The 11482-nt window shown below is 74.2% G+C and carries 10 protein-coding genes; 6 read left to right on the top strand and 4 right to left on the bottom strand.

From position 1 onward, the window contains the following. Nucleotides 1-30: 30 nt before the first annotated feature. The 4 genes from ACWCSU_RS41780 to ACWCSU_RS41765 all read right to left on the bottom strand — a co-directional run bounded on the left by ACWCSU_RS41780 (nt 31) and on the right by ACWCSU_RS41765 (nt 3863). Entirely contained in the window at nt 31-1269 is a 1239-nt protein-coding gene (locus ACWCSU_RS41780; RefSeq protein WP_449942169.1) for an MFS transporter, read from the bottom strand. A gap of 1 nt (nt 1270) precedes the next feature. Continuing rightward, nucleotides 1271-1855, bottom strand: coding sequence for a winged helix-turn-helix domain-containing protein (locus tag ACWCSU_RS41775; RefSeq protein WP_449942168.1), 585 nt, complete (start codon nt 1853-1855; stop codon nt 1271-1273). 72 nt (nt 1856-1927) lie between these two features. Then, nucleotides 1928-3211 carry a hydantoinase/carbamoylase family amidase gene (locus tag ACWCSU_RS41770; protein ID WP_449942167.1) on the bottom strand — a complete coding sequence of 428 codons (1284 nt, stop codon included), beginning with the start codon at nt 3209-3211 and terminating at the stop codon, nt 1928-1930. 1 nt (nt 3212) lies between these two features. Continuing rightward, on the bottom strand, nt 3213-3863 hold the full coding sequence (locus ACWCSU_RS41765; RefSeq protein WP_449942166.1) for an LOG family protein: 651 nt from the start codon (nt 3861-3863) through the stop codon (nt 3213-3215). Nucleotides 3864-4035: 172 nt separating this feature from the next. Here ACWCSU_RS41765 and ACWCSU_RS41760 point away from each other — a divergent pair, with 172 nt between their 5' ends. Genes ACWCSU_RS41760 through ACWCSU_RS41735 form a run of 6 tightly spaced genes read left to right on the top strand, consistent with a single transcriptional unit; the run spans nt 4036 to nt 11475 of the window. Next, nucleotides 4036-4497 (top strand): cobalamin B12-binding domain-containing protein, encoded by a 462-nt coding sequence (locus tag ACWCSU_RS41760; protein WP_357707326.1) that lies wholly within the window; start codon nt 4036-4038, stop codon nt 4495-4497. Next, nucleotides 4494-5783 carry a methylaspartate mutase gene (locus tag ACWCSU_RS41755; protein WP_449942165.1) on the top strand — a complete coding sequence of 430 codons (1290 nt, stop codon included), beginning with the start codon at nt 4494-4496 and terminating at the stop codon, nt 5781-5783. Before ACWCSU_RS41760 ends, ACWCSU_RS41755 begins: the two co-directional genes overlap by 4 nt. Continuing rightward, nucleotides 5752-6738, top strand: coding sequence for an asparagine synthetase A (locus ACWCSU_RS41750; RefSeq protein WP_364097235.1), 987 nt, complete (start codon nt 5752-5754; stop codon nt 6736-6738). Before ACWCSU_RS41755 ends, ACWCSU_RS41750 begins: the two co-directional genes overlap by 32 nt. Continuing rightward, nucleotides 6735-8060, top strand: a complete 1326-nt coding sequence (locus ACWCSU_RS41745; protein WP_449942164.1) for a glutamate synthase-related protein — start codon at nt 6735-6737, stop codon at nt 8058-8060. Before ACWCSU_RS41750 ends, ACWCSU_RS41745 begins: the two co-directional genes overlap by 4 nt. Continuing rightward, the gene (locus ACWCSU_RS41740; RefSeq protein ID WP_357707321.1) at nt 8057-8284 is read left to right on the top strand and encodes an MbtH family protein; all 228 of its coding nucleotides are present in this window, start codon (nt 8057-8059) and stop codon (nt 8282-8284) included. The genes ACWCSU_RS41745 and ACWCSU_RS41740 overlap by 4 nt, the downstream gene beginning before the upstream one ends. Continuing rightward, a complete protein-coding gene (locus tag ACWCSU_RS41735) occupies nt 8281-11475 on the top strand; it encodes an amino acid adenylation domain-containing protein (protein ID WP_449942163.1) in 3195 nt (1064 codons plus the stop codon). The genes ACWCSU_RS41740 and ACWCSU_RS41735 overlap by 4 nt, the downstream gene beginning before the upstream one ends. Nucleotides 11476-11482: the final 7 nt, after the last annotated feature.

Here is an 11482-nt window from a genome sequence, read left to right as displayed (position 1 = left end):
CGGTTACTGATTAATGCCGGTCGAAAAACATCACTGCCGCAGGATTTCGGTCTGCGGCCTACGGGCCGGGCGCAACGCGAAGTAGGCCACCGCGCCGGAGGCCAGGTACAGCATGGCCTGCACGTTGAGGACGAGCACCACGTCGAGCACGTCGCCGAGCACGCCGGCCGCCGCCATGCCCAGCCCTTGTGAGGCGTTGTAGACCACGTAGAACGCGCCGAAGGCGCGGCCCAGATCGCTGTCGGACACGCTTTGCTGGATCTGCGCGAACGCGCCGCTGTTGTACGCGATTCCGGGCACGCCTATCAGGATGAAAAGCACGACATAAATCTCGACCTGACGCGAGAGCGCCGGGCCGTTCCAGATGGTCAGACTCAGCAGGCCGAACGAGACGGCGCCCAGGCTCATCAGCAACCAGGGGCTCAGGCGCGCACCGAGCAGGCCGACGATGAGCCCGCCCGCCACGCCGCCGATCGCCTGGACACCGCGCAGCACGCCGGTGAGCGTGCCGTCGGCGTGCAGCGCGCGGCTGACGAAGACGACGAAGAGCACCACGAACAGGCCCTGGGCGACGCCGCCCAGCGCCACGCTCTGGAACGTCGCCCGGACGCCGCGGTTGCGCATCATCGTCACCAGGCCGGACCGCCAGTTCGCGAAGAACGACGCGGCGCCGCCGTCCGTGGCCGGTTCGGCGGCGTCGTACCGGGCCGTCCGGCGGGCGACCGCGATCAGGGCGGCGGCCGTCACGAACGCCACGGCGGCGCCGATCGCCAGGTACCGGGTTCCCTCCCGGGTGATCGCGAAGCCGCCCAGCGAGCTGCCGATCAGGCGTCCCGCGCTGGTGTTGAGCGCGACCATGCTGTTGGCGCGCACCAGGTGCGCGGCCTCGACCAGCCGGGGCAGGGCGGCGTTGCGGGCCGAGTCGAACGTCTGGGTCAGCACCGCCTGGGCGCCGGCGACCACGCAGATGATCCACAGGCGGTGACCCGGCTCGCCCACCAGCGGCAGCACCACCACCGCCTGCACCACCGCGACGCCGCTCATCAGCCGGAACCGGTCGAAGCGGTCGGCGAGCGCCCCGGCGAACGATCCCAGGGTGATGCCGCACAACAGCTCGACGAGGAACACGGCGGAGGTGACCAGCGCCGAGCCGGTGACGCCGAAGACGTAGATGGGCAACCCGGTGATCAGCAGCCAGCTCGCCACGCTCGACGCGAGCCCGGCGATCCAGATGAGGACGAATCCGCGGTGACGCAGCAGCATCAACATGTCAGATGAATTCCGGTGTGGGATAGGCCTGCAGGCTCAGGCTGACCGGCAGGGCGTCACCCGGCGCCCCGTCGCGCACCGGGCGCAGGTACGGCCTGATGACGGCGTCCAGCGTCAGGGTGAGGTGCCGCAGTTCCTCGGGGGTCAGCGAGAGCGTGTAGTTGTGGAAGGTCGCGCTCTCCCGCCACTGGTCGGGCAGCTTGTGCTGCTGTCGCTGGTAGTGCTGCAGCGACCGGAACACCTCGTCCAGCTCCAGCGAGGTCAGCGCGTCGTTGACCTGCCGGCCCTGCTCGTCCCCCGGCTCGGGCACGAACTCCAGGCCGGTGGCGGCGGCGCGCCACGGCCGGTCGCGCCGGTTGGCGCCCTGCGCGGGCGCGCGCTCGATCAGCCCGTGGCGGGCGAGCTGGTGCAGGTGGTAGCTGCAGTTGGAGCCGGTGTCGCCGAGCGCCTCGGCGCACTGCGCCGCCGTTCGCGGGCCGGCCGCCAGCAGGTAGCGCAGCAGGCGCAGCCGTAGGGGATGGGCGAGCGCGCGCAGCTTGGTGGGGTCCTGTACGCGTACGCGTCGTTCCGGTCTGGTCGGTTCCATGGACACTCCCGTACGAAAGACTCCTTTCGTTGATACCCCCTCAGAGCCAGTTTTCGCAAGACTTCTTGTGAATCAGTGGATCGCGCCTCGCCGGCACAGCTCCCACGCGGCCCGCAACAGCACGTCGCCGCCCGCCACCAGCTCCCGGTCGCCGGTGTGCTCGTCGGGCGCGTGGCTGACCCCGCCGACGCTGGGCACGAAGATCATGCCGATCGGCGCGGCCGCGGCCATGATCTGCGCGTCGTGACCGGCGCCACTGGCCACCGTCCGGTTCGGCAGGTCCAGCGCGGAGCTGGCCCGCGCGATCACCCGCCGCAGGCCCGCGTCGGTGGCGACCGGCGTCGCGCGCATCACCGGGTCCAGTTCGATCGTCGTGCCGGTCAGGGTGCCGATCCGCTCCGCCACGGCACGCAGCGCCACCTCGGCGGCGGACAGGCGGTCCTCGTCGGTGTCGCGGAGCTCGGCCGTCATCCGGACCTCGCCGGCGATCACGTTGGGCACGTTCGGCGTGGGGTTCAGCGCGCCCACCGTCGCGACCTGGCACGCGCCGGAGCGGGCGAGCTCCTCGACGGCGAGCACGACCCGCGCGGCGGCGGCCATGGCGTCGCGGCGCAGGTCCATGGGCGTCGTCCCGGCGTGGCCCTGCCGGCCGCGCACCCGCGCCTCGACCAGGGTGCGCCCGACGATGCTGGTCACCACCCCGATCGGGACCCCGGCGCGCTCCAGGACCGGGCCCTGCTCGATGTGCAGCTCCAGGAACGCGCCGATCGAGCCGTCGGGCCACGCGGCGTCGGCGACCCGATCCAGGTCACCGCCGGCCTCGCGCAACGGCCCGGCGATCGAGACGCCGTCGCGGTCCACCGCCCGCCGCGGGTCGCACAGGTCGCCGGTCAGGGCCATCGAGCCCCAGAACGCCTGCGGGAAGCGGGCGCCCTCCTCGTTGGTGAAGGCCACCACGACCGGTTCCCAGCTCAGCGGCTCGTCCCGGCCGGCCAGGACGCGCAGCGCCTCCAGCGCCGCGACCACCCCGTACGCGCCGTCCAGCCGCCCGCCGTGCACCACGCTGTCGAGGTGCGAGCCCATCAGCAACACCGGGCCCGCGGTGCGCCGGCGGCGGCGTACCACCAGGTTCCCCGCCGGATCGACGGCCGCCGCGAGGCCCGCCGCCTCGGCCCTGCCGATGAGGTGGCGGCGCGCGTCGGCGTCGGCGCGGCTGAAGCCGGGACGGGACACCCCGCCCCGGTCGTCGGCGCCGAAGCGGGCCAGCTCCGCGAGGTCGCGCAGCAGGCGGGGACCGTCGACCCGCGGGACGTCCGCCACGACCGTTGCGCGCGACTCGGTCACCGAAGAGCTCATCTCAACGCCCCTCCACGTCGGCGGCGACCGGGACGGCCGCCTCGGCCAGGTACGTCTCCAGGCACCGCAGCGCGTCCTCGGCGCTGTCGGTCACCGAACAGTGCGGGCCGAAGCCGGGCTCGGTGAAACCCCGGTGCGCCAGGTCCCGCACCAGCGCGACGAAGCGCCCCCAGAAGCCTTCCGAGTCGACCAGCACGATCGGCTTCGCCAGCACCTCCAGCTGGTTGAGGCTGATCACCTCCAGCACCTCGTCGAGCGTCCCGAACCCGCCCGGCAGCGCGACGAAGGCGTCCGCCCTGGTCAGGAAGGCCGACTTGCGCTCGCCCATCGTCGTGGTCAGCACGGTGTCCTGCGGCGGGGCGGCGATGCCGCGCTCGCGTTCGTACAGGAACGTGGGGATGACGCCGGTGATCGGCGCGCCGTGCCGCTGCGCGGACCACGCGAGCTCGCCCATCAGTCCCGATCCGCCGCCACCGTAGAGCAGCCGGTGCCCGCGGCTGCCGATCAGCCGTCCCAGCCGCCGGGCGGTCTCGGCGTCGCCGGCGTGCAGGCCCGGCCGGGCGCCGCAGAAGACGCAGATCGTCAGGGGGCGCGGCGCCGTGCCGCTGGACATCTCGTCGGCCGGCACCGCCGACAGGTTTCGCAGGGTCATGCCGATGCATGGAACACGCGCCGCCTATCACCGGCATATCGGCGGCGTCCGGCGGCGTCGGGGGGCGCGGTGAGAGATCGCCGATAGGACGGCGACAGCTCCCCGGTAGGCCCGCCCTCCACGATGGCCCAGACGTGAACGAGCCCCGCCCGCCACCAGAAGGGATGGCCGCGTGCTTGCCACCGCAGTCGCCGCCGCCGCACCGGAGGTACCCGTCCGGTCCGGCCGCGGGCATCTCACCGTCCTGCTGTCCGGCACGTCCTCCGACGCGCACACCTGGAACCTGGTCTACCTGCAGCTGCTGCTGGAGGAGGCCGGTCACGCGGTGGCCAACCTGGGCGCCTGCGTACCGGACGACCTGCTGATCGACCGCTGCCGCGACCTGCGCCCCGACCTGCTGGTGATGAGCAGCGTCAACGGGCACGGCCGGCACGACGCCGCCCGGGCGGCGCGACGCCTGAGACAGTGCCCGCAGACCGCCGGCGTGCCCGCGGTGATCGGCGGCAAGCTCGGCATCGCCGGCCGGCCCAACTCCCGCCTCGCGCCCGAACTGCTCGCGGCGGGCTTCGACCGGGTCTTCGGGGAGCAGGTGAGCGAGCTGCTGGCCTACGCCGCGACGGTCCCGGCGCGATGACCACCGCCGAGTACGCGTTCGGCGCGTTCGTCGCCGCGGCGGCCGCCGACCGCCGGGTCGTGGTCCAGCCCCGGATGGGCTTCAGCTCGCTGAGCCGTACCCGCGCCGGGCTGGAGGCCACCCGCGACGCCGCCCGCACCACCGCGGGAACCATCACCGTGGACAGTTACACCAGGGTCGGCGACCACGCGTCGGCGCGCCGGGCGCTGACCGCGGGCGAGGACCTCAACGGCTTCCCGATCGTCGCGCACGGCGCCGACGCGATCCGGCGGATGCTCGACGGCGTGCGCGACAGGACGTTCCCGGTCCAGGTCCGGCACGGCTCCGCCGACCCACGGCCGATCGTCGCCACGGCGCTGGCCGCCGGCCTGGACGCCACCGAGGGCGGGCCGATCTCCTACTGCCTGCCCTACTCCCGCACGCCGCTGACCGAGTCGGTGTCGAACTGGGCCCGCTGCGCCGGCATGCTCGCCGCCGGTATCGGCCCGGACCGCGAACCGCATCTGGAGACGTTCGGCGGCTGCATGCTCGGCCAGCTGACCCCGCCCGCCATGCTGGTGGCGCTCAGCCTGCTGGAGGCGCTGTTCTTCGCCCAGCACGGGCTGCGCAGCGTCTCGCTCAGCTACGCCCAGCAGACCAACGAGGCACAGGACCGCGAGGCGGTCGGCGCGCTGCGCACCCTGGCCGCCGAACGGCTCGGCGGCCTGGACTGGCACATCGTCGTCTACGCCTACATGGGGTTGTATCCGCGGACCGCGCAAGGCGCTTCGCGGTTGCTGAGGCAGGCGGCTCGGCTGACCGTCCACAGCGGCGCCGCCCGGCTGATCGTGAAGACCACCGCCGAGGCGTACCGGATCCCGACGGTCGCCGAGAACGTGCAGGCCCTGCGCACCGCCGAGCACGCGGCGGCGCGGGCGCGGACCGCGCCCCTCCCCGCGGTCGCCGACACCGGCGTGCTGGCCCAGGCCCGCGCGTTGATCGAGGCGGTGCTGGATCTCGACCCGGACGTCGGGACCGCCCTGATCCGCGCGTTCCGGCACGGCTACCTGGACGTCCCGTACTGCCTGCACCCGGACAACCAGGGCCGCACCCGCAGCTTCCTGGACGGCGACGGCGTCCTGCGCTGGTCGCGGATCGGCTCACTGCCCCTCGGCGACCTGGTGGAACCGACGCGCCACCGCATGCGCGCCGGCGACCTGCTGGCCGCCCTGTCGTACGTACAGCGAACCTTCGACGAACAACGAGGTGAATCCCATGACGCGGGGACCGATGCCGGAGCTACGTGACCACCTGACCTCACCCGTCACCCGGGCGGCCCTGACCGTCCAGGGCCAGGTGCTGGCCTGCGCCCGGGAGTTCCTGACCGCGGCCGGGTTCATGGAGCTGCAGGCGCCGATCATCGGACCGGTGACCGACCCCGGCGGGCGCGGCGCGAAGCCGGCCGACGTCGACCTCTACGGTTCCCGGTACAAGCTCATGACCAGCGCCATCCTGTACAAACAGGCGTCGCTGCTGATGTTCGACAAGATCTTCTTCATCTCGCCGTGCGTGCGGCTGGAGCCGCTGGAGACCGCCGCCACCGATCGGCACCTGGTGGAGTTCCACCAGATCGACGTCGAGATGGCCGGCGCCTCCCGCGACGAGGCCGTCGAGCTGGCGCAGAACCTGCTCCGGCACGTCGTGACCCGCACCGCGAGCCTGCGGCCCGACGCCCTGGAGACCCTCGGCCGCGACCCCGGCGCGTTCGCCGGCTACGGCGAGGGCGACTTCGACCGGATGACGCACGCCGAGGCGGTACGCACGTTGCACGCCATCGGGCACGACTCGCAGCAGGCGGACTCCGAGATCGACTGGCCGGGCGAGGCGAAGTTGTCCGCCAAGGCCGCCCGGCCGTTCTTCATCGTCGACTACCCGAAGGGCAGCCGGGGGTTCTACGACCGCGAGAGCGAGACCGAGCCCGGCGTGCTGCGCAACTTCGACCTGATCGCCCCCGAGGGGTACGGCGAGCTGGCCAGCGGCAGCGAACGCGAGTCCGGCTACCGGCGGGTCGTCGCCCGCATCCGCGAGTCCGGCGAGAATCCCGCCAAGTACCAGTGGTACCTCGACCTGCTGCGCACCGGCGTCCCGGCCAGCGCGGGCTTCGGCCTCGGCCTCGAACGGCTGACCCGCTACGTCGCCGGGCTCGACGCGGTCTGGCAGGCCAGCGCCTACCCGAAGCTGCCCGGGACGGCGACGCCGTGACCGGGCTCGTCGCGCACGGGTTCCCCGAGCAGCCGGTACGCCGACGGGCGCGCCACGGCGTCGCGGCCCTGTTCCCGGACGCCGGCGGCTACGGCAGCGCCCTGTTCGGCTCCCTGTTCGGCGCCCAGGACACCGCCGGCGACGACCCGCTGGAGTCCGCCCGGCTGGTGCCGCCGGTGTTCATGCCGAACCGGCTGGAGAAGCTGATCGAGCTCGGCCGCGAACCCACCTACCGCGACGTCGACCTGTCGACCGTGATCGGCGCCCTGCGCTCGCCGCTGCCGGTGTACGTCTCCGCGTTCGGCTCGACCCGGGCCGCCGGCCACGAGCTGGGCCTGGCGGTCAGCCGGCAGGCGGCGAGCCTGGGCCTGCCGATGGTGATCGGCGAGAACGTCGTGCCCGTCAACGGCTTCGGCCGCGACAGCGGACCGGCGGGCCGGTCCCTGCTGTCGCGGCTGCGCGCCTACGCCGCCGAGGCCGACGACGTGACCGGCGGGGTCGTCGTGCAGCAGAGCACCGAGGACGCCGACGCCGAGGTCTGGCAGCTGGTCTACGGCGACCCGTCCACGCAGCGGCTGCTCGACTCCGGCCGGCTGGCGTTCGAGCTCAAGCTCGGCCAGGGCGCCAAACCCGGTCTCGGCGGCATGACCCTGGTGGACCAGGCGGCCGCGCGGCGGCTGGCCGACCGCTACGCCCTGGAGGAACTGCTCGACTCCGGCTCCGACGCCGACGCCGGTTCCGGTTCCGGTTCCGGCTCCGCGGCGCTGCTGCGGTGCGGCACGCCGGGCACCTTCACCGCCGAGATCCTGGCCCAGCAGATCCGCTTCATGCGCAACAACTTCCCGCGGGTGCGGATCTGGGTGAAGCTGCACCCGGGTCGCGACGTCGCCGAGGCCGCCACCGTCGCGCGGGCCGCCGGGGCCGACGCCGTCACGGTCGACGGCGCGGAGGGCGGCACCGGCTGGGCGCCGTCGGCCTTCCTCGGACACGTGGGCCTGCCGCTGCACGAGTGCCTGCGCCGGCTGGGCCCGGACCGGCCCGGCCTGCTGGTGTCCGGCCGCATGTGGGAGGGCACCCGCGCGGTGAAGTGCATGGCGCTGGGCGCCACCGCCGTCGGGCTGGGCCGCGCGGCCATGCTGGCCGCCGACGAGGACCCCGCGGCCGGTCTGGTGCGGCTGGTCCGATGCCTGGAGCTGGAGATGCGGATGCTGATCAGCGCCCTCGGCCAGTACGCGCCCGCCGCGCTGAGCCCGCACGACGTCTGGAACCCGGCCGGCTCCCCCGCCGACCGCACGCCCGAGCTGCAAGGAGTAGCGCCGTGACCAATCCGTTCGAGTCCGACAACGACCGATACTTCGTGCTGGTCAACGCGGAGCGCCAGCACTCGTTGTGGCCGGTCACGGCCGCCGTACCGGCCGGCTGGTCGGTGGCGCACGGCGGCGACACCCGCGACGCCTGCCTGCGCTACGTCGAGCAGAACTGGACGGACCTGCGGCCGGCCGGCCTCGCCGCCGAGATGGACGGGACGGGAACGGTGACGCCATGACCCAGGACTCCCCGGTCGTCCCGGCCGGAACCCTGGTCGGCCTGCTGCGGGAGCAGGCGGCCCGGACCCCGCGGGCCCCCGCGGTGGTCGCCGAGGACGCCTGCCTCACCTACGCCGAGCTCGACGCCCGCACCGACCGGCTGGCCCGGCGGCTGCGGCACGCCGGGGCCGGCCCGGAGCGGGTCGTCGCCGTCGCCGTGCCCCGCGGCGCCGGCCTGGTCGTGGCGATCGTCGCGGTGATCAAGTCCGGCGCCGCGTACCTGCCGCTGGAGCCCGGCGACCCGCCGCGGCGGCTGCGTTTCCTGCTGGCCGACGCCGGGGCCGTCGCCGCCGTCACGTCCGGAGCCGGTGACGCCTTCGAGGGCGTCGTCACCGTCGATGTCGCCGATGCCGGTGCGCCGTCGGTCACGCTGCCCGAGGTCCGGCCCGGCAACCTGGCGTACGTCATCTACACCTCCGGCTCGACCGGACGTCCCAAAGGCGTCGGGATCAGCCATCGGGCCATCGTCAACCGCCTGGCCTGGATGCAGGCGCAGTACGGCCTGCGGCCCGACGACCGGGTGCTGCAGAAGACCCCGGCCGGCTTCGACGTGTCCGTGTGGGAGTTCTTCTGGCCGCTGCTGCAGGGCGCGACGCTGGTCATGGCCCGCCCGGACGGCCACCGCGACCCCGCCTACCTGGCCGAGGTCATCGACCGCGAGCGGATCACCACCCTGCACTTCGTGCCGTCGATGCTCGCCGCGTTCCTCCGGGCCCGGCCCGGGACACCGTTGCCCAGCGTGCGGCGGGTGCTGTGCAGCGGTGAGGCCCTGCCCGCCGAGACGGTCCACCGCTTCCACCAGGCACACGACGCCGAGCTGCACAACCTCTACGGCCCCACCGAGGCCGCCGTGGACGTGACCGCGTGGCCCTGCCCACCGGGCATGCCGGACGTCCCGGTGCCGATCGGGCGGCCGGTGTGGAACACCGGGGTGCACGTGCTCGACGGCGCGCTGCGTCCGGTCGCCGACGGCGAGGTCGGCGAGTTGTACCTGACCGGCGTCCAGCTGGCCCGCGGCTACCTGGGCCGGCCGGGGCTCACCGCCACCCGCTTCGTGGCCGACCCGTTCGGCGCCGCGGGCGAGCGCATGTACCGGACGGGCGATCTCGGCCGGCGCCGGCCCGACGGCGCGTTCGAGTACGCCGGCCGGGTCGACAACCAGGTCAAACTACGCGGACAACGCATCGAGCTCGGCGAGATCGAGTCGGCGCTGACCGGCCACCCGGCGGTCGAGCAGGCCGCGGTGCTGGTCCGTGGAAACGCCGGGGGCCACCAGCACCTGGTGGGCTACCTGGTCGCCGCCGAGCCGGTGACGGGCGACGCCCTGGAGGCGTACCTGGCCGAGCGCCTGCCGGCGCACATGGTGCCCGCCCGCTACGTCACGCTGGACGAGCTGCCGGTCACCGCCAACGGCAAGCTCGACCGGGCCGCCCTGGCCGCGATCGAACCGCCGCGGACCGGCGGCGGCCGGGCCGCCCGCACCGACCCGGAACGGCTGGTCTGCGGCATCCTGGCCGAGGTCCTGGCCCTGCCGGCGGTCCACCCCGACGACGGCTTCCTGCGGCTGGGCGGCGACAGCATCCAGGCGATCGACGCCGCCGGGCAGATCACCCGCGCCGGGCTGCCGGTGACCGTGCGCGACGTCATGGGCGCCCGGTCGGTCGCCGAGCTCGCCGAGCGCGCGCTGTCGCGCCCCGCGCCCGCCGTCGCCGCCGAGGCGCCCGAGGCCGGTCGGGGCGCCGTGCCGCTGACTCCGATCGTGCACTGGCTGCGCGAGCGGGGCGGGCCGGCCGACGCGTTCTGCCAGCGGCTGGTGCTGCGGATCCCCGCGCAGGTCACCGGCGACTGGCTGACCGGCGTGCTGCGGCGCCTGCTGGAGGTCCACGACATGCTGCGGGCCCGCCGCCGGATCACCGCCGACGGGCAGTGGGAACTGCTCGTGCCCGCACCGGACGACGTGGACGCCCGGCAGTGCCTGACCGAGGTGCCGCTGAACGGCCGCACCGGCGAGGCCGCCGACGAGCTGATCCGCGCGGAGCTCGCCGCCGCGCAACAGCGCCTGAGTCTCGACGAGGGACGGCTGGTCCAGGCGGTCTGGTTCAGCGCCGAACCCGGGCGGCAGGCCATGCTCGGCCTGGTCGTCAACCATCTGTGCGTGGACGGCGTCTCGTGGCGCGTCCTGCTCCACGACCTGCGCGAAGCCTGGCACGGCGGCGCCGGATGGCGGCCCGCGCCCGCGGCGACGTCCTTCCGCACCTGGGCGCGGCTGCTGAACGACGACGCACGCTCCGGCGCCCGGCCGGGCGCGGCGGCGTACTGGTCGTCGGTGCTCGACGCCGGCCGCGCCCGCCTCGGACGGCCGTCGGACGCCCGGACCGACCACGAGTCACCGGACCGCCTGCTCACGCTCGACCTGGACCCCGCCACCACCGAGCGGCTGGTGGGCCCGGACTCCCCCACGGTCAACGAGCTGCTGCTCACCGGCCTCGCCCTGGCCGTGCGCGAGCAGGCCCGCCGCGACGGCACGCCGGACCGGCCGGTCGTGGTGGACGTCGAGGGCCACGGACGGGAGGACCGCGACGGCACCGATCTGTCCCGGACCGTCGGCTGGTTCACCACCCTGTTCCCGGTCCGGCTGCTGGAGGCCGGTGACAACGACGGGGACGACCCGCGGGCCGCTCTGCGGCTGGTACGCGAGCAGTTGCGGGAGCTCCCGGACAAGGGCCTGGAGTACGGCCTGCACCGGTACCTGCGCGCGCCCGGCGAGCGCGTCACGGGGACCGAGCCGGAGATCGGGTTCAACTACCTGGGCCGCTTCGACGGCGGCGGCACCGGCGACTGGACGATCGTCGCGGACTTCGGCGTGGGCCTGGACTGCTTCGGTGCCGGCATGCCGACGGCGCACGCCGTCGAGGTCAACGCGGCGGTGGTCGACGGCGCCGGCGGGCCGGTGCTGCGCGCGACCTGGTCCTGGGCCGCCAGCGCGCTGACCCGGCCCGAGGTGACCCGGCTCGCCGAGACCTGGTTCCGTCTGCTGACCCGGCTCGCCGACGACACCGCCGCCGCCGCGCCGCGCGACCTGACGTTGCGCTCGGTCAGCGCGGCGGAGCTGGCGGAACTCGAAGCGGAACTCAACGCGATCCGGTCGTGACCGCGGC

The sequence above is a fragment of the Nonomuraea sp. NPDC001699 genome (genome assembly GCF_053596455.1).
This window is presented reverse-complemented; position numbering and strand designations above follow the sequence as displayed.